This is a genomic window from Cohnella soli, assembly GCF_042655525.1.
Taxonomy (GTDB): Bacteria; Bacillota; Bacilli; order Paenibacillales; family Paenibacillaceae; genus Cohnella; species Cohnella soli.
The window spans coordinates 307,839-330,023 of the sequence record NZ_JBHSMI010000023.1; the positions used below are offsets into that span (position 1 = coordinate 307,839).

The 22,185-nt window shown below is 55.5% G+C and carries 16 protein-coding genes; 5 read left to right on the forward strand and 11 right to left on the reverse strand.

What is annotated here, in order from left to right:
* Positions 1–4 precede the first annotated feature (4 nt).
* Complete coding sequence (locus ACFPOF_RS11990; protein ID WP_378132815.1) at positions 5–349, forward strand: hypothetical protein; 345 nt, start codon at positions 5–7, stop codon at positions 347–349.
* A gap of 401 nt (positions 350–750) precedes the next feature.
* Here the strand turns inward: ACFPOF_RS11990 and ACFPOF_RS11995 are convergent, their stop codons facing one another.
* The 9 genes from ACFPOF_RS11995 to ACFPOF_RS12035 all read right to left on the reverse strand — a co-directional run bounded on the left by ACFPOF_RS11995 (position 751) and on the right by ACFPOF_RS12035 (position 13,659).
* Positions 751–1,452 (reverse strand): copper homeostasis protein CutC, encoded by a 702-nt coding sequence (locus ACFPOF_RS11995; RefSeq protein WP_378132817.1) that lies wholly within the window; start codon positions 1,450–1,452, stop codon positions 751–753.
* Between the two features lie 60 nt (positions 1,453–1,512).
* Positions 1,513–2,994 (reverse strand): leucyl aminopeptidase family protein, encoded by a 1,482-nt coding sequence (locus ACFPOF_RS12000; RefSeq protein WP_378132819.1) that lies wholly within the window; start codon positions 2,992–2,994, stop codon positions 1,513–1,515.
* 275 nt (positions 2,995–3,269) lie between these two features.
* A complete protein-coding gene (gene pepV / locus ACFPOF_RS12005) occupies positions 3,270–4,784 on the reverse strand; it encodes a dipeptidase PepV (protein ID WP_378132820.1) in 1,515 nt (504 codons plus the stop codon).
* The gene (locus tag ACFPOF_RS12010) at positions 4,781–5,845 is read right to left on the reverse strand and encodes an asparaginase (protein ID WP_378132822.1); all 1,065 of its coding nucleotides are present in this window, start codon (positions 5,843–5,845) and stop codon (positions 4,781–4,783) included. Before ACFPOF_RS12010 ends, pepV begins: the two co-directional genes overlap by 4 nt.
* The gene (locus ACFPOF_RS12015) at positions 5,842–7,119 is read right to left on the reverse strand and encodes an alpha-L-fucosidase (protein ID WP_378132824.1); all 1,278 of its coding nucleotides are present in this window, start codon (positions 7,117–7,119) and stop codon (positions 5,842–5,844) included. Before ACFPOF_RS12015 ends, ACFPOF_RS12010 begins: the two co-directional genes overlap by 4 nt.
* 489 nt (positions 7,120–7,608) lie before the next feature.
* Positions 7,609–9,288, reverse strand: a complete 1,680-nt coding sequence (locus ACFPOF_RS12020; protein WP_378132826.1) for an ABC transporter substrate-binding protein — start codon at positions 9,286–9,288, stop codon at positions 7,609–7,611.
* Between the two features lie 36 nt (positions 9,289–9,324).
* Positions 9,325–10,221, reverse strand: a complete 897-nt coding sequence (locus ACFPOF_RS12025; protein ID WP_378132828.1) for a carbohydrate ABC transporter permease — start codon at positions 10,219–10,221, stop codon at positions 9,325–9,327.
* A gap of 14 nt (positions 10,222–10,235) precedes the next feature.
* On the reverse strand, positions 10,236–11,099 hold the full coding sequence (locus ACFPOF_RS12030) for an ABC transporter permease (RefSeq protein ID WP_378133137.1): 864 nt from the start codon (positions 11,097–11,099) through the stop codon (positions 10,236–10,238).
* Positions 11,100–11,364: 265 nt separating this feature from the next.
* On the reverse strand, positions 11,365–13,659 hold the full coding sequence (locus ACFPOF_RS12035; protein WP_378132830.1) for a helix-turn-helix domain-containing protein: 2,295 nt from the start codon (positions 13,657–13,659) through the stop codon (positions 11,365–11,367).
* A 219-nt stretch (positions 13,660–13,878) separates the two neighbouring features.
* Between ACFPOF_RS12035 and ACFPOF_RS12040 the strand changes: the two genes are divergently transcribed.
* Positions 13,879–14,403, forward strand: a complete 525-nt coding sequence (locus tag ACFPOF_RS12040; protein WP_378132832.1) for a hypothetical protein — start codon at positions 13,879–13,881, stop codon at positions 14,401–14,403.
* A gap of 41 nt (positions 14,404–14,444) precedes the next feature.
* Here the strand turns inward: ACFPOF_RS12040 and ACFPOF_RS12045 are convergent, their stop codons facing one another.
* On the reverse strand, positions 14,445–15,326 hold the full coding sequence (locus ACFPOF_RS12045; protein WP_378132834.1) for a helix-turn-helix transcriptional regulator: 882 nt from the start codon (positions 15,324–15,326) through the stop codon (positions 14,445–14,447).
* Between the two features lie 153 nt (positions 15,327–15,479).
* Between ACFPOF_RS12045 and ACFPOF_RS12050 the strand changes: the two genes are divergently transcribed.
* The 3 genes from ACFPOF_RS12050 to ACFPOF_RS12060 all read left to right on the forward strand — a co-directional run bounded on the left by ACFPOF_RS12050 (position 15,480) and on the right by ACFPOF_RS12060 (position 17,806).
* A complete protein-coding gene (locus ACFPOF_RS12050) occupies positions 15,480–16,862 on the forward strand; it encodes an MATE family efflux transporter (RefSeq protein ID WP_378132836.1) in 1,383 nt (460 codons plus the stop codon).
* A 20-nt stretch (positions 16,863–16,882) separates the two neighbouring features.
* Positions 16,883–17,308, forward strand: a complete 426-nt coding sequence (locus tag ACFPOF_RS12055) for an RrF2 family transcriptional regulator (RefSeq protein WP_378132838.1) — start codon at positions 16,883–16,885, stop codon at positions 17,306–17,308.
* A gap of 129 nt (positions 17,309–17,437) precedes the next feature.
* On the forward strand, positions 17,438–17,806 hold the full coding sequence (locus tag ACFPOF_RS12060) for a DoxX family protein (protein WP_378132840.1): 369 nt from the start codon (positions 17,438–17,440) through the stop codon (positions 17,804–17,806).
* A 557-nt stretch (positions 17,807–18,363) separates the two neighbouring features.
* On the opposite strand, the gene ACFPOF_RS12065 is transcribed toward ACFPOF_RS12060, so the two are convergent.
* Positions 18,364–22,107 (reverse strand): non-ribosomal peptide synthetase family protein, encoded by a 3,744-nt coding sequence (locus tag ACFPOF_RS12065; RefSeq protein WP_378132842.1) that lies wholly within the window; start codon positions 22,105–22,107, stop codon positions 18,364–18,366.
* Between the last annotated feature and the right edge of the window lie 78 nt (positions 22,108–22,185).

Here is a 22,185-nt window from a genome sequence, read left to right on the forward strand (position 1 = left end):
TATTATGAAAGAACAGAGTTTACAGAACACGCCGATGAGATTGTCGAAAGAATCCTTAAAGACGATAAGTACAGTATGCTTTATTCAAATATTAATTTTGACTGTCAAAAATAGCGAAACAATTGCCTCGGATTGGGATGAGTCCCTGTTCGAAAATCCGAACAAATTTCAAACCAAGCTAGTCCAACTGCTGCGTCATGCTGCGGACGAAGCGTTTGCGATTAGTAAGCAATCGGCGGCGGCGTTGCTGGACCGGCCTCGCCCCCCCCCCTGCCAAAGTGGAGCTGAGAGGGTTCACTTCAACGGATCTGTCCCGATTTTTCGGAGTTTCGCAGACAACGATCAATAAATGGGTAAAACAAAACAGATTCGATATCGCGCGCAGCTATGAGGGGGAGAACTTGTACTTTTCCCCGGACAAATAAAGCTGCGCAGCCTTCGGAAACTAACGATGAATTAGAAATTGCGAGGCAACAGGTGGCCTACTACACAGACAAATATACAGGTTCATACGAAGAGAAACTCGGGGCTAAAAAAGGTCGGTGGACGCCGGAAGAGGAAATGGACGCCGACGCATGGATATTTTATTTGGAGAAGCTCAATGTCTCTAGGGATCCCAGCTAGTCAATTCTTTTTTATCGAACGGGATTTCTCCTACATTATCAATAAAGTCGTAGACGGAGCATTTGGCGACCAAAACATAAAGCCCATACCTTGGCGGTGTGGGCTTTATGTTTGAATCTGGAAAAATCAGTTCAGAAAAGTGGTCATGATTTGTTTGACGTGCCGTAGCTTGGTTCCGGAAATCGGGTTTGCGAACGTGCCGTCTTCGCGGACGGCGGAGCCGAAGTGAACTTCGGTAACCCCGGTCTCGCGAAGGACGAGTTCGAGTGTATCCGGGCTTAGCCCGTGGCCGGCCAGGATGCGCATGTGTGTAGACGCTGCTGCCTGTTGTAACTCGCGCAATCGCGGTAGTGCCTGAGGCGCGGGCTTGCTGCCACCGGAGGTGAGGATGCGGCTGATCTGCGAGTAGGCAGCTAGCGTTCGCAGCGCAGCGACTTGATCGTCGATGTCGTCGAACGCGCGGTGAAAAGTGACGTCGAGACGGGCTTTACTTGCAGTGTCGAGCACCGATTCCAGCAAAGGGATGTCGATGCCTCCGGCCGAGTCGAGGGCACCGAACACGATGCCTGCTGCTCCGGCGCGGCCGATAGCCTCGATGTCCCGCAGAATGACATGGCGGTCGCCCTCGCTGTAGCGGAAAGATTGGCTATGCGGGCGAACCATGACGTTCACCGGGATGCGAGAAGAGGAGACCGCGGCTTCGACGAGGCCGATGCTTGGCGTCAGACCGCCTTCGGCGATGCCGGTGACGAGCTCGATCCGGTCGGCTCCGTATTCGTTGGCGGCCTTCACGTCCGCAAGGTTGATGGCGATCACTTCGAGCAGCATGGCGTTGGCTCCTTTGGATGATTGGAGTTAGGGTGGATCGGTTGAGAGAGTCAATGATGGTTAAGTAGGCAGCACATAGTCAGCGAGCAGCCGAACGCCGAAGCCGGTCGCTCCGATGGCCTCATACCCTCGATCGGACGGGGACTGCACGGTGTTGGCCATGTCGATGTGGGTCCAGCGGACGCCTTCCCCGATGAACCGGCGAAGGAACAATGCCGCCGCCCCCGCGCCGCCGTACGCGCTGGAGCTGATATTGCTCAAATCTGCGTAATCGCTGCGGAGCAGCTCGTCGTCATCGTCGATGAGCGGCATCGGCCAGACGCGGTCGCCGCAACGGTTGCCCGCCGCCCGCAGCTCTTCTGCCATGCCGGCGTCGCCCCAGACGCCGGCGACTCGCAGGCCGAGCGCATGACCGACGCTGCCGGTCAACGTGGCGATGTCGACGATCTCTTTCGCTCCAAGACGTTGCGCGTGAAGAAGCGCATCTGCGAGAATCATTCTGCCTTCCGCGTCGGTGTTGGCGACCTGAACGGTCAGTCCGTTCGGGTATGTAACGACGGAGGAAGGCAGCAGCGCGCCCGCGCCCGGCACGTTGTCCGCGACGGCGATGAGGGCGACGACGTTAACCGGTGCTTCGGTCCGGACGAGCAGGTCGAGCGCCCCGACTACCGCCCCCGCGCCGCCCATGTCGAAGCGGGCTTCGCTGAGGTCGCGTCCGGTCTTGACGTTCATGCCGCCCATATCGAACGTCATGCCTTTGCCGACCAAGGCGACGAGCGGCTTAGAGGGGGATCCCGCGTAAACGACTTCGACGAGCGCGGGTTGCTGGCGGCTGCCTTGGGCGACTGCGCGCAGCCCATTCATGCCATGCCGCTCGAGATCGTCCCCGCGATAGACAGTGACGCTTGTTCCTGTACGCCCTTCGAACAGCTTCGCGATACGCGACGTCAACTCTTCCGGGGTCAAGACGTTGGCAGGCTCGTTGACCCAATCTCGCGCCAGCATCGTCGACTCGGCTCGGAGCCGGGCTCGGTGTACGGCGGCCACGCTGTCTTCCCGATCGAATGTTTTGGTGAATTTGATCGATAGTTTCACGGCTTCAGGTGGTACAGCGCTTGATTTGTATCTATTGAAAGTATAAGCCCCTAGCAGCCATCCTTCCACCCAAGCTTCGATCATAGCATCCATAGACGGAATCCGCGGACGGGAATCGAAACATACGGTTGCGGACTGAAAACCTTCTCTCGCCAACGCTCGAGAGGCAGCGCCTGCCGCACGACGCAGCTTCTCCGCATCGAGAAGAGCGGCGTCGCCGAGACCGACGAGCGCGACGGGCGATAGAGGTGCGGCTGTCGGATTCCCGCCCGCGCCGTACAGGAAAGTGACTTTGCCATATGCGGTCATTCCCGTTCGCAGGTCGAAGGCCAACTCGGGGACTGTTTCACCTTCTGCGACTAAGACGAGGCAAACTTCCGCATCGGCTATTTGACCAGAAGGTCCTTCCTCAGTGACTGTGTCCGCGTCCAGGATGTCGATTATCATCAGGTGTGTCTCCTTTCTTTTCTTGTCCTATGCGATTCATGGATAAATCCATTAAAAAGGCTCCAAATCGAACGGCGTGCCCTAAATTAATGGAAAAATCCATCAAAAATCGCCGTTCGAGTGATTTCAGCGTCGATGCTCGCGAAGTTAATGTAGATTTCCAGCAATTGTTTCCCCGCGGGCCAAAAGAAGATAAATAACTGGATTATTCCATGCGGCGAATGGTGGTCAGACGAAGCCGATCTCACAAGTCGCTAAAGCGGAAGCTTCTCGAATCAACCGAGCTCATCCAAATTAGCCAGCTCGTAGATCGCCCTCGCATAAATAGCGGTCGCTTTCAGCAAGCTGGCGACGCCGATCGATTCGTCGGGCTGGTGCGCCGTATCCGGTTCACCGGGAAATAGCGGGCCGAACGCGACGCAATTTGCCAGCTTGCAGGCGTAAGTGCCTCCGCCGGTCGAAAGCAGAGTCGCTTCCATCCCGGTTTCCTCGGCGTAGACGCCTTGAAGTGTCTGTATCATCAGATGCGCCGCAGGCACTTGGTGCGGACTCTTCAAAGTCGGCGGCGTTAAAACGAAGCCGTACGGCTCCAACCTTTTCCGTAAAGTATCGACGATCCACTCGCCGTTGCCGCCGCAGGCAGGGTAACGGATATTTAAATGAAAGCATCCTTCCTCGGTCTCCGGGTCGTAATTCAGTAAGCCGACCGTAACGGTCAGCGGCCCGGTGACGTCATCCGCGCATGCGATGCCAAGAGCTTCGCCTCGCGTATCCCCGGCCAGCAACTCGAAGGCTCCTCGAATGAACCGGCCGCCGTTGCCCGCGAACGGATGGGCGGCGAGAAATTCGAGCAGCTTCAGCCCGGCGTTAACGCCGGCTTCCGGCATCATGCCGTGAGCCGATACGCCGTTCATTCGGAATAGCAGCGAGCCGTTGGCCAAGGGAGTGCTGCTGCCGTCCAATCCGCGACGCAAACAAAAATAAGCGTAGTCGGCAGTCAATGCTCCAAGCGCATGCGGATCGCCCCGCACCGTCGCTTCGGCCCGGTCGGGAACCATATTGGCCGCAGTACCGGACTGGAAGGCGGCGAGCTCGAAGCGGCCCATCCGGGCGTCACCGGCGGCTGCGCGATTAAACCGCAACGTCATGCGCGTGTTCACTTGGCCTTTCTCCGCGTGCACGATAGGGAAGTCTGCGTCCGGCGTGAAGCCGAAGAGCGGAGGAGGCTCCTTCCTGTTATAGGCCTCCATGCAATTCATGCCCGTCTCCTCGTCCGTTCCTACGATCAGACGCACGCGATGGCGCAAAGGCAATCCGAGTTCCTTGACGATGAGCAGTCCATACAGCGCCGCGATTGCCGGGCCTTTGTCGTCGAGCGCGCCGCGGGCGTACAGCCTGCCGTCTCGAATCGTTGCCTCGAAAGGCGGGGAAGTCCATTCGCCGCTCGCGGGCACGACGTCAACGTGGCACAGCACAGCGACGTACCCGCCGTTAGAAGCATCATCGGTGAGCGAATCGTTCCCCCCGCCATACTCTCCGCCATAAGCAAACTCCGCATACCCGACGATGCCGTCAATCGTCTCCGTCCTCAGCCCCTCGCGCTCGGCCAGCACCAGCATGTGGGCGAGCGCCCGCGCGGACGCTTCTCCGAGCGGCTGTCCGGGACCTACCGTCGCCGGATCCTTGACGCTGGGGATGGCAAGAAGTGACGACAAGTCGCGCAGAAGCGCTTCTTGCCGTCGCTCGGCTTCATCGTTCCAATTGATAACCGAGCCGTCGCGCCTCGTCATGCCCGATCCTCCAGAAGCTCGAATACGGCGCGGTTTTCCCCGATGACTAGCCCGTTGTCGTTGCGAATTTCCCGAGGAACGATTTTGTACATCCGATCGATCGTTTCCCGGTTGTCGTAACCGATCTGCTCGAGAATGGAAGCGACAGCGATCGGCCACTCGTCTTCCGAACCGTCCGTGACTTTCAAGGCGAAAGCAAGCCGCTCCTTTTTCAAGCCGAAACAGTAAATGCCTTTCGCCCCTCCTTTGGCGACGATATTGTCGTCCATGAGCAGGTTCGGGCAGATAAGATATTCTGCAGAGATCATGAGCGGGTTCGCGTTCATGAGAGCTGTCATTTTCGAGACGGCGGCTCGTAATGCGGCGTCCGCGATCAGATCCGGGCAGGCCAGCTTCAGGAACGCCAGAGCCATGTTCCTCAGCGGCATGCCGAACACCGGGAATCCGCAGCCGTCGGTGCCGATGCGAATGTCCGCCTCCGGACACTCCGCCAGTTCCGCAGCGATGGCAAGAATACGCCGCTGCGCCGGATGCTCCGGCGAATAATAACCTTCAAGCGGATAACCCATGCCTTGGGCATAGGCGAGCACGCCGAGATGTTTGCCCGAGCAGTTGTGATAGACGCGTCGGGCGGGCTGGCGTTCAGCGACGAGCGCATCTCGCGCATCCGCGTCCAGCGGGAACGTCGGTTTGCACACGAGTACAATCTCGTCCAAGCCTAGCTTCGCCATCATCCCTTCCAGCGCTTCGACATGGTAGGGGAGGGCGCGATGCGATGCCATCATAATCGTCAGTTCCTCATCCGTAAAGCCGAGTTTCTCGTCCAGACCTTCGAGGAAGAACGGCAAAGCCTGGATCGGCTTCGCCGCCGACCTCATGAAAGTCACCCATTCCGGGTCGCCGTAACGATACACGACGCTTCCCGTCTCGTCTACGCCGCAGACATGCCCGTAGTGGACGTTCTCCAGCGTTCCGCCGCGGTATTCGTGAACGAGAGGGGGAGGCATGTTCGCCCCGCTTTCCATCGTTACGACCAAGTCGCCGCTATATCCCCCGCTCATGGCAGTAACTCCAACTCGATAACCGTATCGTTCTCGTCAGGCAACGCGGCGCCCTTCAAAGTAATGAAAGCTCCGCCTTCGATGTCGGAATACTGCTCTGCCATCCAAGGCAGTTCCACCTTCAACTCGCTGCCGTCGCGCAGCAGCCGCGCTCTTTTGATTTTGCCTTTCAGCCCGGCAAAATAGATCGGACCTACGCCGCGGTCGAACACGTGCGCGTACAGCTTGTTGCCCTTCTGCGTATAGCGGCCCCATTCCGGCTTGGCGAGCGCGGAGATGCCGCAGCCGTAGATGCTGTCGCCGTTCAGCCGCAGCCACTCGCCGACTTCCGCGAGCACGTCTAACGACTCGCGCGTAATTTCTCCTTTGGCGTCAGGTCCGACGTTCAGCAGCAGGTTGCCGTTTTTGCTGACGCATTCGACGAGCGTCCGAATGACTTGTTTCGGAGACTTATACGCGTTGTCCCCCGAGTGGTAGCCCCAGTTGTCGTTCAGTGTGATGCACGCTTCCCAAGGCACGGACACACCGTTCACGTCCACGATCCCGCCCGGCGGAATGATCTGCTCCGGCGAGTAGAAGTCCCCCGCATACTCTTCCGGCTCGGCAGCGCGAATGTCGCCGCCGAGGCGGTTGTCAATGATGATGTCCGGCTGAATGGAGCGGATCATGCGGATGAGTTCGGTCGCCTTCCATTTCTCGCCGGTCATGTTGTCGTAGGAGAAGTCGAACCACATGATGTCGATTTTGCCGTAGTTGGTCAGCAGTTCGCGGACTTGGCCGTGCATGTAGGTCAAATAGCGATCGAAGTCGATCGGTTTGTTCTTCGCCGCTTCGTTGTCGCGGTCCGGATGAATGCGGTCGCCGTAGCCCGGATAGTCGTCGTGATTCCAGTCGATGATCGAATAATAGAGACCGACGGCGATCCCTTCCTCGCGGAACGCTTCCACGTACTCGCGAATCAGATCGCGACCGGCGGGTGTGTTCGTCGCCTTGAAATCGGTAAGCTTGCTGTCGAACAGACAGAAGCCGTCATGATGTTTCGTCGTCAGCACGGCGTACTTCTGGCCGGCCGCCTTCGCCGCCCGCGCCCATGCGCGAGGGTTGTACCTGGACGCGTCGAATTCGTCGAAGTAAGTTTTGTACTGCTCGAAGCTCATGCGTTCATTGCCGCGAACCCATTCCCCCCGTGCCGGGATCGCATACAGTCCCCAGTGAATGAACATCCCGAATCGATCCTGCAAAAACCATTCTGTCCGCTCTTCTATTGTACTCATCTCACGTTGCCTCCCATGCGTTTTGCGTATAAGGAAAGACCCGTCCGAAGACGGGTCCCCCCGCAGGCATTCCGATTGCTCGTTTTTTTCTACGACGGCACAGTCAACAAAAAGACACTTAAATGTTAGCTCGCCAGCCTGTTTGTAACGCATCGTCTGCAGCTAACTCCCCTGCCCCCACCGCCCCCCAGGCCAATAACGTACTGAAAGACGTTATTGACCTGAGGCCAGGCTGCCAGCTTGGCAATAACGTACTGAAAGACGTTATAGACCTAGGATCAGGCTGCCAGCTTGCCAATAACGTACTGAAAGACGTTATCGATCTGTGACTAGGCTGCCAGCTTGGCAATAACGTACTGAAAGACGTTAACGACCTGAGACCAGGCTGCCAGTTTGCCAATAACATACTGAAAGACGTTATCGACCAACGACCCAACGACTAGCGGGCGTGTTTAGCTTGTTTGTGAATTGTGCTGCCGTTGCCGTAGTTTATTTTTTCGTTTGAGCGTTGTAAGCTTCTTGGTACAGCTCGATCAGACGTTTCAGGTTCATGCTGTCGAGCGTTTTCACGTACGTATCCCAACCTTTGTCGATATCCGCGTCGCCGATAACGAAGCGGGCGATCATCTCGTCGACGTAGTCGTTGACCGATTTGGACAGGTCGGCGACTTCGGTCGCTTGTTCGTTCGTCATGAAGAGCGGAGGAACGGTTGCGATGTTCGTCGGTTTGTAAGGCTCGTAGTTGTTTTTCGTTTCGTTGTAGAGAATGACTTCGAGATCGTCCGGACCTTTGGCGACGGCGCTCAGACGGAAATCGTTGGAGCGGAGAGCCGGACCGGTTTGCGCCCAGTTAACGTTTTGCACTTCGCCGAACGATTTGAGCTCGGACCATTTCGCAGGCTGGCCGTTAATGCCGACTTCGCCGTCTTTCGCATTGCGCCATTCGACGTCCGGACGACCGTAGTTGCTGCGCAGCGTGTGCTCGTATTCGTACAAGCCGTCTGCCCAGCGCAGGGCGACTTCCGGATTTTTCGCTTTATTCGTGATGATGAAAGCGCCTGTCGTCAAGCTGGTTGCGTCTGCTGGCGCGTACTGTACGCCTTGCGGTCCTTTCAGCGGCGGAACGGTGACGTATTCTTTCCAGCGTCCGCTTTCGCCCATCAGTTGCGTGAACACGCCTTCGTGGCCGCCCGTCGATGCGCCGAGGATGACGGTTTTCGGATTTTCGCCGACTTGAACGAGCTGCGTATCGTCTTGCGTGAACGATTCAGGGGAGATCAAACCGTCCTTGTACAGCTTGTTCAGGAACTTCAAGCCTTCTTTCCACTCCGGCTTCGTGAAAGCGACGTCCAGCTTGCCGTCTTGGACGAACAAGTGCTTCGTCGTGCCGTAGACCGGGTTGAACGTGAAGGAGTTCATCAGGAACGCGTCGATCGATGATCTCCACGATTTCTGGGCGACGGACAGCGGGATTTCGTCCGCTTTGCCGTTGCCGTTCGGATCTTGCGTCTTGAACGCTTTCAGCACGTTGTAGAGCTCTTCCGTCGTCGTTGGCATTTTCAGGCCCAATTTATCGAGCCACGGTTTGTAAATCCACATTTTCTGGCTCAAGGAACAGTGGTAACATTCGTTGATTTCCGGCAGAGAGTAGATGTTGCCGCCCGGCGCGGTGATCGCGTCTTTAATGTCGGGACGGTCGGAGAACAGCTTCTTCGTCTGTACGCCGTATTTCTCGATCAGATCGTTCAGCGGGAGGAACACGCCTTGGGAGCCGTAGATCATCTCCTGCGCCGGCGATACGTTCATGCCGAAAATGACGTCCGGATAGTCTTCGCTGGCGAGCACGAGGTTAAGCTTCTCTTGCATGCTCTGCTCGGGAACGACTTCCCACTCGATGTGAACGTTCGTTTTTTCCTCGTACCATTTGGTGAACTCGTTCGTGGAGAAATCCTCGACGAGCGGGTTGCCGCGCACCATCACTTTTAGCGTCGTTTTCTCTTTGGTGATCGGGTATGTGCCGGCTTCGGTCTGCGGTTCGCCGGACGCGCTGCCATTGCTGGCTGGAGCGCTGGATGCGGCATCGTTATTTTTGTTGGAGCTCGAGCAGGCGGACAATACCGCGGTAATCAGAAGCAACGCGGCAATGACGGAGAAGAATGACTTTTTCATATGGACCCTCCCTTAGGGTTGGCGAAATGGATTCTTCTAACCTTTCAGCGATCCGATCATGACACCTTTCACGAAAAACTTCTGAACGAACGGGTACACGATCAGGAGCGGTACCGAAGACACGACGATGAGCGAGTATTTCAGCAGTTCGCGCAACCCTTGACGGGCGGCGGCCGACTTGACGTCGCCGAGCATATCGATCTTCACTTCGTTCTGGACGAGAATGTCGCGCAGGATGAGCTGCATCGGATATAAATGCGGGTCTTTCAAATAAATCATCGCGTTAAAATATTGATTCCAGTGGCCGACCGCGTAGAAAAGCGCGATAACGGCGATAATCGGTCCCGACAGCGGCACGACGATTTTGACCAGAAAACGGAAATCGTTACAGCCGTCCAGTTGGGACGCTTCGAGCAGTTCGTGCGGAATCGTCGTTTGAAAATAGGTTCTCATGATGATGACGTTCCATACGGACAGCGCTGTCGGAATGAGCATCGCCCATACGGTGTCGATCATGTGTAAGTTTTTCACGACGAAGTAGGTCGGAATCAACCCTCCGCTGAACATCATCGTGAAAGCGAACATGAGCATGAAGCCATTGCGTCCCCGGAAGTCCCGGCGGGACAACGGGTAAGCGGCGAGCACCGTCATGACGACGTTGACGAGCGTTCCGGCGATGGTGTAGAACAAGGTGTTTTGGAAGCCGGTTATGATGTTCTTGTTTTTGAATACCGCTTTGTAGCCATCGAGAGACGGATCGACGGGCCACAGCCACACTTTGCCGGACAATACGGCATAGCTGGAGCTGAACGACGCGCTGACGACATAGATGAGCGGGTACATGACGGCGACGAGCACGAGCGCAAGCACAATGTAGTTGACGATCGTGAAGACGCGGTCGCTGCCGGACTCCCGGATGACGGATCGATTCATCGTTTTCGTTCCTCCTACCATAAGCTCTCCTGTCCGACCTTCTTGGCGGTCTGGTTGACGATGACGAGGAGCAGGAATCCGATGGCGGCTTTGAACAGCCCGATGGCGGTGGCATACGAGAAGTTAAGCGCTTGGGACACGAGCCCGATCTTATACACGTAAGTGTCGATGACCTCGGACGTCCGCAAGTTAAGCGCGTTCTGCATAAGCAGAATTTTCTCGAACCCGGTTTCCATAATCTGCCCCGTGTTCAGAATGAGCAGGATGACGGCGATCGGCAAGATGCCCGGAAAATCAATGTGCCGAATGCGCTGCAATTTGTTTGCGCCGTCGACGACGGCCGCCTCGTGCAACGACGGATCGATGCCTGACAGCGCTGCCAAATAAATGATGCAGGAGAAGCCGACGTTCTGCCAGACGTGGGACCAGACATAGATCGATTGGAACATCGACGCTTTGCCCATAAAACTGATCGGGTCGGCGCCGAACCATCCGAGAATGGTGTTGATGATACCAGTCCGAGGATCGAGAAACTGGAACAGCAGTCCGACAACGACGACGAGCGAGATGAAATAAGGAGCATAGGTAGCCATCTGCACCGTTTTCTTGAATCGCTCGTTCTTAACGTAATTCAATCCCAATGCGAGCAAGATCGGGAACGGCAAGCTGGCGATCAGCGTGTAGAGGCTGATGCTGAGCGTGTTCCGGAGAAGCCGCCAAAATTCATAGGAATTGAAGAAACGCTCGAAGTGGGCGAATCCGACCCACGGGCTTCCGAACAGCCCTTTGCTGACAGTAAACTGCTTAAACGCGATAACGCTTCCAAACATCGGCACGTATTTGAATACGATGATGTACAGGAGCGGCAACGCGAACATCGCGTATAACTGCCATCCTTTTCTTGCTTCGTACAACGTTTTCAGATGCGATCCCCCCTCGGCTTATGACTTGTTGTTCCGGCCGGTGATTCGAAGTATAGGGGGTGACAGCGCTTTCGTAAATGAGACAAAATCAAGCGTTATTCACGATTCAAGAATAGGCATGAAAGCGCTTCTATTCCGTGTTAAGGCATTATTCCTTGCTTTAGAAAAAGCCCGTGAGGCGCGTAGTGGCGGGCTTCTCGGGCTTCCCGGACTTAGGCGATCAGCTGCGTGCGGTTCTGCGAAACTCCGTAGCGCTCAGGCCATTGGCTCGTTTGAAAGCGCGGCTGAACGAGTTCAAGGAGTAATAACCGACCCATGCGGAGATCTCGCTGACCGGCATATCGCTTTCGGTAAGCATTCGCTTGGCGTGCGTCATGCGAACATTCTCCAAGTAGTCGGAGAAATTGACGCCGGTCTGTTCCTTGAAGAAATAAGAAACATAGGCTTCCGACGTGTTAAAGCGGTCGGCCAGCGTTGTCAGACTGAGGTCGGTTTGCATATAATGCTCGTCCAGGTAACGGATCAGATCGTCTTTAAGCTGTTGATTATGGCTTTTCTTACGTTCATTCTGCTTGCGGCAAAGGTGTAAAAATGCGGCAGCCAATTGGTCGAACGCGACTTTGGGCGCTCGTCCGGACTCCGAGGCGAGCAGTGCCGTCTCGACGGTCTCGTGCTGGCGGTCCGCCTCTACGGAAGCTTGCTCGCAGCATTTCAGCAATGTGCCGGTCAATTCGTTAACGAGAATCCGTCCGACGGCGGCAGGTAAGTTCCGCTGCTCCAGATTGCTTGCGCGGATTTGGCCGAGAAGCGCTTCCGTATCGGGCACGTTGCCGGACTTCACGAGATTGATCAGCCGCAGCTCGACGTCCGGAGGATAATAATAGGATGGCAGCGTCTGGCTGTCGTCGTCATGGAAGACGACGGGGCGATCCTCGCTCCAGCTTTCGCGCAACAGCAGCAGGCGGGCTTCCTCGTAGGATCTGCTAATTTCCGTCATTTGCGAATAACAACCGCCGACTGTCAGATGAATCTGGACGTTCAGCGCGCTGTCGACGCGGTCGTGCAGTTCTTTCAGCATGCGGCGAATGTCTTCCATGAAGGAGGGCGCGTCGGAGGCATCTCCGTTCAGCAGCAGGCCGATTCGGTTCTCGCCCAGGTCGTGCGAGGACATCGTCTTGCCATATGCCTTGGCGATAATGTCGCGAATGGCGATTTTGCGGAAATCGAGCTCCGTCAGCATCGCTTCGTTATAGGTGCCGTCGTAACCCGCGATCGCGATAATGCCGACGGCGAAGTATTCGCCTTCCCACGTCTGGCGGGAGTGCTCCATGGCCACGGCGATGTCTTTGTTGGACGTATAGTGGCCCCGGAGCAGGCGGTCATAGAAACCGCTGCGGATGAGAGGCACCTGCTGTTCCATTTTCTCGGAGAGAAAGTCGTTGCTGTGCACTAGATTTGTTACGGACGAGCGTACGAAATCCCAGGCGTTGCGGGCCGGCGAAGCTTCACCACCGGTCCGATAGGTCGGCAGCACCCGCAGCAGCATCCAGAGCGGACGGCTGTTCCGATAGGAGAACAGCAAAGCGGCCGCAAGACCGGCGAACAGCCCGATTCCGAGAATGGTCAGAATGAGCTGTTTAATATCAATGACTTTCTCCAATACGTAAGATTCCGGTTGCGCAGACACGTAAGACCAGCCGTTGTAGCGGGACGTCGTCTTCGTGACGAGCATGCGGCGGCCGTCGATATCGAGCGGCGTAAAACCGTCCTTCAAGCTCGATACCCATTCGATGTCGGTGCGCGTGCCCGTATGGCTAATGATTTCGTTGTTTCCGTCCGAAATAAATGCGAATCCGCCGTTGCGGGAATCGAGTTTGTGCAGATGGCTTTGGATCTGGGCGTTGTCGATCAGCATAAGAACGATGCCGCCGCGGTCCTGCGATCCGAAAGCCTGCATATAAGAGACGACGGCTGTCGTCTTGCCGCGGTAGGTTGCCGCCTGACCGGGAGTAAATGCCCTGATTTTCTGGCGGGACGTCACGGTAGACAACCAGTCGTCAAAGGACTGGCCGTTGTAACGGAATTCCAGCTCGTAAAATTGACGCAGGGAATAGGAGACGCGGGGAGATACGACGATTCCGCCGCGCGGATAGACGATATAGTAATCGAGAATAAAATGATTAAATAGCGAATAGTTAAAAAGATCCTTCTGCAGCTCCAGAATGCGCACCGGATTCGTTCCGGCGAAAGGCTTGTCTACATATTGGAAAGAGAGCGCTTTCGTTCCGCTGGCGACTTGTTCCGCCATCGTCTCCAACTCCTCGAAGCGCCGGTCCATAATTTCCTTCGTTTGATTAAGGACGGCGAGCGCCGTCTCCTTGGAATGATTTTCGACAAGAGAGGATGTCCGATTATAAGCGTACAAGCCGACGGCCATAAATCCGACCAGCAATAAAGCATAAGGAACAAAAAAGTGAATCCATACTTTCAGGTTGCCTTTGTTGCTTCGAAACATGGCGATCTCCCCTCGTGCCGGCTTTCGTTAAGCTCGAAAGAGCCGCAGTAACCCGATCATATCAAAAATAAGCCGGACGGGGTATGGAAGAAATAGGAGTATTCGGACGGAGCAGGTGAAGTCTGAACCGGCGGAGAAAAGAATATAGTGTAAAACGAGCACGATCATGTAAGCGCATCCACATCTCTGCGGCACAATCCGGGACGGAGGGCGATCACGATGGGAACTCGTTTATTGTCGGAACATTTGATCAAGCAATACCAGCCTCAATTGAAATACGTTAGAGCTTATACGACGGGGAAAAACAAAGCGACGCTGTATGCCTGGGACGAAAATCTCAGCTTGTCCGAGTCGGATGCGCGGGAACTTCAGCAATTCGCCGACAGTTATTTGCCGCCTTACGTCTGCTATCGGGTTAAAGCGTACTCCGAGCTGCAGAAAGATGGCGTGCAGCCTGCGGGGGAGCTTCCGGAGCGGATCGTCGAGACGGCGCTCAAGCGGGACCTCGATCAAGATGGGGTGATCGCCGTCATGAACGGCATGCTCGGCAACGGGGGGATCACCTTCAGTCGTTACGATTTTAACACCGGAACGCTGCATTTTAATGTCCACACGACGACATCTCTGACGAATATCGAAAAAGAACTGCTGAACAGATACATGGCCGAGGTAACCCCGCTGGGAGCGCGATGCGAGTTGTCGTACTGGAGCGGGGACGGCAACTCGCGTTTGCGGCTAGGTTAGGCGTGTCTGAAAACACGCTCAGGGGCGTATTCAGACGCGCCCTAGCCGAGAGAGAAGCGTTGCCGATATTGCCTAGGCGATAAGCCCTCACACTTAAGGAAACAAGAGCTGAAATACGCAGCTTGATTAAAACCCGTTTCTTCGGCGATTCGCGAGATCGGGAAATCCGTCTGCATAAGCAGTAGCTTGCTTTGCTCTATCCGATAATGAAGCAAATACGTCATAGGCGAGTAGCCATATTCCTTGTTCATGCAGCGAGCGATGTAGACGGGATGGAAATTCAATGCTTCGCCGAGTGCTTGCGCAGTGATCGCCTCTCGATAATGCATTCGCAAATAGGCGGCGGCTTGCTCTGCGCATGAGGTCGCGGGGACGGAACGATCGTCTTCGATACCCGCGGACAGCAGCCGAAGCACGTCCAAAAACAGCGTCTGCTCCTTGAAGCGCGAAGCTGTCAGGTGTGCGCTTGGCCCTAAGGCAACAATCTGCGCGAGAAGCTCTTCCATTTTGGTTGGTTGTGCGATCGCAGCGTATTGCGGGACAAGCAGGGGGAAGTGCATGGCATTGAACTTGAGCGATTCGACCGTAGTCGCATCCTGAGGACGAATCGGCTGCGGAGGTCTGGCGTCCGTCGCTTTCCAATTTCCCGAAGCTTGAAAATGGAGCCAATAATATTCGGTGGGCTCGCTGCAGCCTGCAGTGGCGTAATGATAACAATCCGGTCGCAGAATAAGGGCGTGTCCGCCTGCCACTTCGTATTGCCGATCCTCTTCGCCCATATAGAGGCAACCTTTTGTGACGACGAGCAGGTCGAATAAGAGGATGTTACGTCTGCTCATATGCTTATCTCCGATTCGGAAGCTGGTACGACCGCTTGCAATGTAATAGGGCAGCGGCGGCGCGGCGAGTTCGAGCAGATTCATGGTAATCGCTCCCGCAAATCAAGTTTGGATTCTGATAATCGAAGTTGGATACGTGACACAGAGACTCTGTTAACCCCACTATAATTTGTAATGAGCGCAATGTCTATCAAGGAAAGCGCGCACTTACAACTTGGGGTTACTGGAGTTGGGATTATGAAATCCGAGCAACGTTATGGTTTATGGACGCTGGCATGGCCGATCTTCATTGAATTGCTGCTGCAAGCTCTGCTTGGCATGGTCGATACCATTATGGTCAGCAGAATATCTGATGATGCGGTGGCCGTCGTCGGTTTGTCGGGGCAACTGTTCAACGCGCTGACGACATTGTTCATGACGATCGCCGGCGGTGCGGGTATACTCATCGCACAGAAGCTGGGCTTAAGAAGAAATGAAGACGCCCGCACGATCGCGATCATGGGATTTACGGCGAGCGTTGCGATCGGGCTTGTCATAAGTGTCATTCTCTATACGCAGTCAGGAGCGATTGCCGGACTGCTGCATGTGGAAGAGAAGATGCTCCCGCTCTGGAACGTATACGTCAGCCATTTCGGCGGCGGGATGTTCTTGCTGGCGATGATCGCATCTTTGAATACGGCCATTCGCAACACAGGGAACACGCGAGCGCCGATGTACGTTGGCATAGGGATGAATATGCTTCATATCGGCCTGAATTACGTATTTATTTTCGGAAAACTTGGCTTGCCCGAGTGGGGGCTGTTCGGCGTCACGGTATCGGGAAACGTCAGCCGGTTGCTCGCATCGCTTGTTTTGTTTTACGTGTTTATGTACGCCTTCGACAGGAAAATAACTTGGCCGGATTTACGAATTTTCAAGCCGAAGCTGTTTCGCGAAATTGTGAACATCGGCTGGCCGATGGGTGTGAATATGGCTGGATGGGTGTTCTCGCAGCTGGCGATATTCGCGTTTATCGCTTTACTAGGCACGCAGGAGCTGGCTGCTCGAACGTATATGAATACGTTGGAATCGTTCTGCTTTATGCTCGGCGCTTCCATCGCGATGGCGATCCAGATTCGCGTCGCCCATCTGTTCGGAGCAGGCCGTGTGCATGAAGCTTACAATGGTGCGTTTCGCGCATTATACATCGGACTTGCGCTTGTGATGGCTAATGCGGCGTTGCTGTACGCGGTCGGAAGCTCTTTTCTGCGCGTGTTCACCTCGGATCCGGACATCTTGGAGATCGGTCGGTCGTTGCTTGCGTTTAATCTTATTTTGCAGCCCGCCAAAATGCTGAACATGGCCATGAACAACTCTTTAAGCGCGGTCGGGGATACACGGTTTACGATGATCGTTGCGATCGTCTCGATGTCGATCGTCGCGACCGGGGGCTCGTATTGGCTCGGCGTTCAAGCCGGATGGGGGCTAATCGGCATCTATGGCTGCATGATCGCGGACGAAATCGTACGCGGGACGATCGTGTTGATGCGGTGGCGCGGCCGCAAATACCTGCTTCGCAAAGTTGCGGAGCGGGAACGTTCGACATCGGTTGCGCATCGGCAAGCCCCTTCGGTACAATAGACGGATAAGGGGTGAGCGGAATGGCAGCGTCGAACAAAAACGTGCAAATCGGTCCGCCGCGTTTTGCGGTAGCGGTTCATATATTGGTGTGGCTTGCGAAATGCAACTGCGTCGTGTCCAGCTCGGCGATTGCGGGACAGGTGAAATCACATGCGACGTTCATGCGCAGAGTGCTTGCAACACTGGCTCAGAATGGCTTCGTGGAAGCGCGAGAAGGCCGTGACGGCGGTTACAGCCTGAAGGTGTCGCCCGAGAAAATTACGCTGGCAGACGTATTTGCCGCCGTTACTTGCGATGGCTCGGGCGAGTGCGAAGGGCATTCGGAGTGCGGGGCAGAAGGCGAGAAACTCGACGCCCGATTGTTGGAAATTATGGCCGAGGCCGAGAGACGGACAGTGGCGTATCTGCAGCAGCATACGATTGCGGATTTTATTGAACGGGATTGACAGTTTTGTGAACTCGTATTAATATGTGCTTAGATCAGATGCAGTTAACGGACGTTGGCTGCATTTTATTATGAGCTATACTGTGCCTTTGTTGGATGCAGTATGGTGATATGGAGGATGTGTGAAAGTATGGATATTGTTTCTTACATTTTGCAAGGATTGCTTGGCTTGGCGTTCTTGGGTGCCGGTTTTTCTAAAGTAACCGGTGCCGAGGCCATGGTCGCAGGGTTCCGCAAATGGGGTTTGCCGCAATGGTTCCGCGTCTTTACTGGTCTAGTCGAAATTGTCGGTGCGGCGGGTCTGGTCGTCGGTTATTGGGAACCGAGCTGGGCGGCGCTAGCAAGCTTGGGTCTCGGCGTCACAATGGTTGTCGCTGTGTTGGTCCACGTACGCGCCAAAGACGACATGAAAGCAACGATGCCGTCAATCTTGCTGGCGATCCTGTCGTTCGTCTTGTTCGCGATTCAGGCGGGCGAATTGGCCAATTTCCCTGGGTAATCGATGCCGGGGCTCAGAAGATGTAAATGCGATAGGGCTGCCCCATGAGGGACAGCCCTCAGACTGTAGAGAAAGTCTCGGCAGTCTGAAACGCTACCTTGGTGTGTATACTTTATTGTTTGTGGACCAAAGCGCCCCTTATGGCACCAAATCTAACGGTTACCACAGTCGTTAATCAGTCAAAAATGGTGTCATTGAATCTCTAACGGTTATGAGCACCGTTATTTGTTGCAGGTTTACTCTTGTGGCGTCAAAACATTGGAATAGCCGCGATATCAACCGTTAGAACCACAAAAGGCCAAAAATCTGCGATTTAACGGCGTTAGCAACCGTTAGAATTCGCTGACCCCATGAGGATTGCCCGCTCTTAAACACATGCACACCTGCCCATTGAGCGAAGTTTTGCATGACGACAATGGCACAGAACATAAAGAAGATCGCCCTCCACCTGGCCAAGTAGAGGGCGATTATTGTTTGTTCTGCTTCGCACCTGAATCGGTTCGTTCTAGGTGTAATGTGCACACGAGTTAGATTAGACGACTATTTCGCTCCCCTAATTATCGTGCGCTTTCGAGGCGGTCGGCCGCGAGCAGCGATTTCGGCTTAGGAAGATAGCCGATCGACGTTGCGTAATCGATCAACTTGCCGAGATAACTTTCGTCCGCAGCTGCGCAGTGGATCGTCGATCCTTCCAGGAAGGATGACGTAACCGGGCAGGCGTAGCGGTAGTCGGAGTCTTTGGCGCCGTCTCCCTCTAGCTGTGCGATCGCCAGCTTGACCGCCTCCGGGTCTTTGGTGACGGAGGGGTCGAACAGCCAACTGGAATAGGCGGCGAATTCCATCGTCTCCACTTCATAACCGAAGCTGTTAATCATATCGATCATGTCGGCGTAACGAACGGAGTTCGGATTACAGATATGGAATACGCGACCGGCGCTGTCAGGCAGCATCGCCAGATGAGCGATCGAGCCAGCGGCGTAGTCGATCGGCGTAAAATCAACCTCCCAGTGCGCTGCTGGAGCTTTGCCGAGCAGCAGCATCGCCTTCAGCATCCGGTAGAAGGCGTTACTGTCGATGTTCCGCTGGAATTTGCCGTTCGCGGAATGGCAGCTCAGATTGCCCGCGCGGTACATACTGACCGCGAGGCCGCGCTTCGCGGCGGCTGCCAGCAGCAGTTCGGCTTCGAGTTTGCTCTGGGTGTATGGATTGTCCACTTTCAGGTCTTCCGTTAACTCCGGTAACGAGAGTACGTCTTCCCATTGCCCGCTCAAAGCGAGATCTTCGGGGATCCCAAGCGTCGACACATGATGGAAGCGGACCTCGCGTTCGCTTGCTTCGGCGAGTGCGATCAGATGGCGAGTTCCAGCGATATTCGTGACGGCAAATTGCTCGACGTCGCCGAAATGCCTCACGTCGGCCGCGCTGTGTACGATAGCGTCAAGCTTCGCCTTCAACAACAAGCCGGTTTCTTCGGATAGCCCAAGCCCAGGCAAGGACAAGTCTCCTTCGGCGACGAATACGCGGCCGTCCATCAGGTCGAGCGACAACGGGCCGAAATAATAGGTCATCGTCGCCTGCAGTCTTTCCCAGGCAGAACCCGTCTCATTCGAGCGGACGAGACAATAGACGGAAGCTTCGCTTCGGACGAGCAGCTCGTACAGCAGGTGGGAGCCGAGGTATCCGGTCACTCCCGTCAGCAATATGGTAGACGGGCGCTCGAAGCGGCGCTCCGTCAGTTTTTCGTTCAGCACAGCAGGATGCTCTTCGAGCAAAACAACTTCACCGCCCGAATAGGCTTGCCGCGCGCCGGACGCTTCGCGTTTTCGATCGGCACGCTCCGCCAGCTTCTCAATCGTCCGGCATTCGTAGAAGTCGGCGATGCCGATGTCCGGGAAGCCAGGCTTCAGCAGCACGAGCACGTGGATGATCGCGAGCGAATCGCCTCCGATATCGAAGAAGTCATCGCGAATACTAATGCGCTTCACGTCGAGCCCTTCCTGCCAGGCGGCCGCGATCGCAGCCTGCGTCTCGTTCTCGGGAGGCGCGTAGTCAGCTCGCGCTTCGTGCTCTTCCGCTTCCAAGTGTTCCGACTGAAGCTCGAAACCCGCTAATTTTTTGCGGTCAATCTTACCCGTCGGAGAGATCGGAATCTCGTTCAATTGCACGATGTGCTTCGGTACGAAATAGGAAGGCAGCTTTCCGGCAAGAATCCGTTTGACTTCGGAGACTGACATCCGACTTCCATCCTTCGACGTAAAGAAGCCGACGAGCATATTCTGGCCGTCCCGGTCTTTTTTCGGAACGACGGCGAGGTTTTGCACGTTCGCGATTTTGGCGAATGCGTCCTCGATTTCCCCGATCTCGATCCGGTGCCCGCGAATTTTGATCTGCGAGTCTCGGCGGCCGACATACTCGATCGTTCCGTCGGGAAGCAGCTTCGCGAAATCCCCGGATTTGTAGATCAGCTCGCCAGGCTTAAACGGATTGGGCACGAACGCTTCCGCCGTCTTACCCGGCTGGTTTAAGTAGCCTTTGGCAAGGCCGACGGTGGAGATAAGCACTTCTCCATGAACGTTGACCGGACATAAACGGTTCTCTTCGTTGACGATGTACACGTTGTAATTGCCGATCGGCCGCCCGATCGGGATGTTGGTCACGTCGTCCGGAACGAAGCCGCTAACGGTATAGGTCGTCGTACACACCGTGCACTCGGTTGGCCCGTATACGTTCACGATGTCGATGGCATCCTTGAATTTGCGCTGGAAGGCGCGGACTTGCTCGCCGTACAGCGCTTCTCCGGCCACTGTAACCAATTTTACCCGCGACAGCTTCGCGTAGCCTTCCTCGGACAAATACGCCGACAGCTGATTAAAGAACACTGTAGGCAGGATGGCGACGATCGTCGTTCCCGTCCGCTCAACCGCTGCCGCGAACGATTCGACAGATACACGTTCTTCCGGCGACAGCAAGTACAATTCAGCTCCGTAGAACAATGCTCCAACCGTATCCCACACCGAGGCATCGAAGCTGTATGTCGCGAACTGGGTCAAAACGTCGTCGGGTCCAATATGGCAATCCCGTCTCACAGTTTCGCCGAGGTTAACGACTCCTTCGTGCGCGATAAGCGCGCCTTTCGGCCGACCGGTGGAGCCCGACGTGTAAATGACGTATGCGAGATCATCCGGGCCGACATCAGCATTAGGGTTCGTCGACGAGAAGTTCGGAAAACCCGCATCCACGCCAATGATTTCTTTGACTGTCTTAATCCCGGCGCAAAGGGCGTTTGCTTGTTGCGAATACCGCTCTTTCGTCAGAACGAACGCCGACTTCGTGTCTTCCACGATGTAGCTGTTCCGCTCTTCCGGATGTTCCGGATCGACAGGGACGTAAGCTCCGCCGGCTTTCAGGACGCCGAGCAGGCTCGCGACGAGTTCAAGGCTTCGCTCCATTAGAAGGGTGACGAACTCCCCTTTGCGAAGTCCGCCGTCGATCAGCATGCGAGCGGTTTGGTTCGCCTTCTCGTTCAACTGCCGATAAGTGAGTTTCCCTTCGCTGGATGAGATCGCCGTCTTGTTCGGATACAGCGCCGCCATCTGTTCGACCATTCCGTGAATCGTCTGGTCTTTCGAATAGTTCATCTCGGTCGAGTTCAGCTTGGCGTAGACGGCCGCGTCTTCTTCGACGAGAATGTCGACGCCGGCGAAACTCGCCGAACCGTCTGCCAGAGCCGCTTCCAGCAACGCGGTATAATAACGCACGTAGCGGATAATCGTGGCTTCGCGGAACAGCGACGAGTCGTATTCGGCGCGAATGCGCCAACCGCCTTCGTCTCCATCCTCGAGCAGCTGCCATACGAGAAGCTCCCGTTCTGCCATAAGAGGTCGGTGTACGGAGAATCGGGTTTCTGGCTCGAATTGCGTCGTACCAGTCGTCGTTTTACTAGCCGCCGCTAAGCTTGGGCTGATTGAACCTTGCAACTCGTCGAACGTCTTCGCCGATTCCGCCGTGACGAACACCGATGCAAGCTCGCCGTTGTCCGCGACGATTCCTCCGGCCATTTCCTTCTCGCCAGACAATCGGTAGATCAAGGCGAAGTATACGGCGGCGAGCCGGGCGATTTCCTCATTTCCCTCCTTTCGACGTTGCCGGAGCATCCGGCTTATTGATTCGTCCAATGTATATTCGACTGTTGCGTAAGAGTACGTCCGGTTATGTCTCGAGTAGTCCATAGGAAGCAAAAGAACCGGCCCGTGCGATCCGCCCGTCAGGGACGGATCGATCGCGCTTGGATTAAGCGTCATTATAGGCGACCTCCACTGTTAAAATAGAGATGCCCTCCTTCCCCGAGAATCCCGAGAATGGAAGGCATCTCGGCTGAT

Coding starts and splice junctions, on each gene's coding strand:
- ACFPOF_RS11990 (WP_378132815.1), top strand. CDS start 5: ATGAAAGAACAGAGTTTACAGAACACGCCGATGAGATTGTCGAAAGAA.
- ACFPOF_RS11995 (WP_378132817.1), bottom strand. CDS start 1,452: ATGCTGCTCGAAGTGATCGCCATCAACCTTGCGGACGTGAAGGCCGCC.
- ACFPOF_RS12000 (WP_378132819.1), bottom strand. CDS start 2,994: ATGATAATCGACATCCTGGACGCGGACACAGTCACTGAGGAAGGACCT.
- pepV (WP_378132820.1), bottom strand. CDS start 4,784: ATGACGAGGCGCGACGGCTCGGTTATCAATTGGAACGATGAAGCCGAG.
- ACFPOF_RS12010 (WP_378132822.1), bottom strand. CDS start 5,845: ATGAGCGGGGGATATAGCGGCGACTTGGTCGTAACGATGGAAAGCGGG.
- ACFPOF_RS12015 (WP_378132824.1), bottom strand. CDS start 7,119: ATGAGTACAATAGAAGAGCGGACAGAATGGTTTTTGCAGGATCGATTC.
- ACFPOF_RS12020 (WP_378132826.1), bottom strand. CDS start 9,288: ATGAAAAAGTCATTCTTCTCCGTCATTGCCGCGTTGCTTCTGATTACC.
- ACFPOF_RS12025 (WP_378132828.1), bottom strand. CDS start 10,221: ATGAATCGATCCGTCATCCGGGAGTCCGGCAGCGACCGCGTCTTCACG.
- ACFPOF_RS12030 (WP_378133137.1), bottom strand. CDS start 11,099: ATGTTCGCGTTGCCGCTCCTGTACATCATCGTATTCAAATACGTGCCG.
- ACFPOF_RS12035 (WP_378132830.1), bottom strand. CDS start 13,659: ATGTTTCGAAGCAACAAAGGCAACCTGAAAGTATGGATTCACTTTTTT.
- ACFPOF_RS12040 (WP_378132832.1), top strand. CDS start 13,879: ATGGGAACTCGTTTATTGTCGGAACATTTGATCAAGCAATACCAGCCT.
- ACFPOF_RS12045 (WP_378132834.1), bottom strand. CDS start 15,326: ATGAATCTGCTCGAACTCGCCGCGCCGCCGCTGCCCTATTACATTGCA.
- ACFPOF_RS12050 (WP_378132836.1), top strand. CDS start 15,480: ATGAAATCCGAGCAACGTTATGGTTTATGGACGCTGGCATGGCCGATC.
- ACFPOF_RS12055 (WP_378132838.1), top strand. CDS start 16,883: ATGGCAGCGTCGAACAAAAACGTGCAAATCGGTCCGCCGCGTTTTGCG.
- ACFPOF_RS12060 (WP_378132840.1), top strand. CDS start 17,438: ATGGATATTGTTTCTTACATTTTGCAAGGATTGCTTGGCTTGGCGTTC.
- ACFPOF_RS12065 (WP_378132842.1), bottom strand. CDS start 22,107: ATGACGCTTAATCCAAGCGCGATCGATCCGTCCCTGACGGGCGGATCG.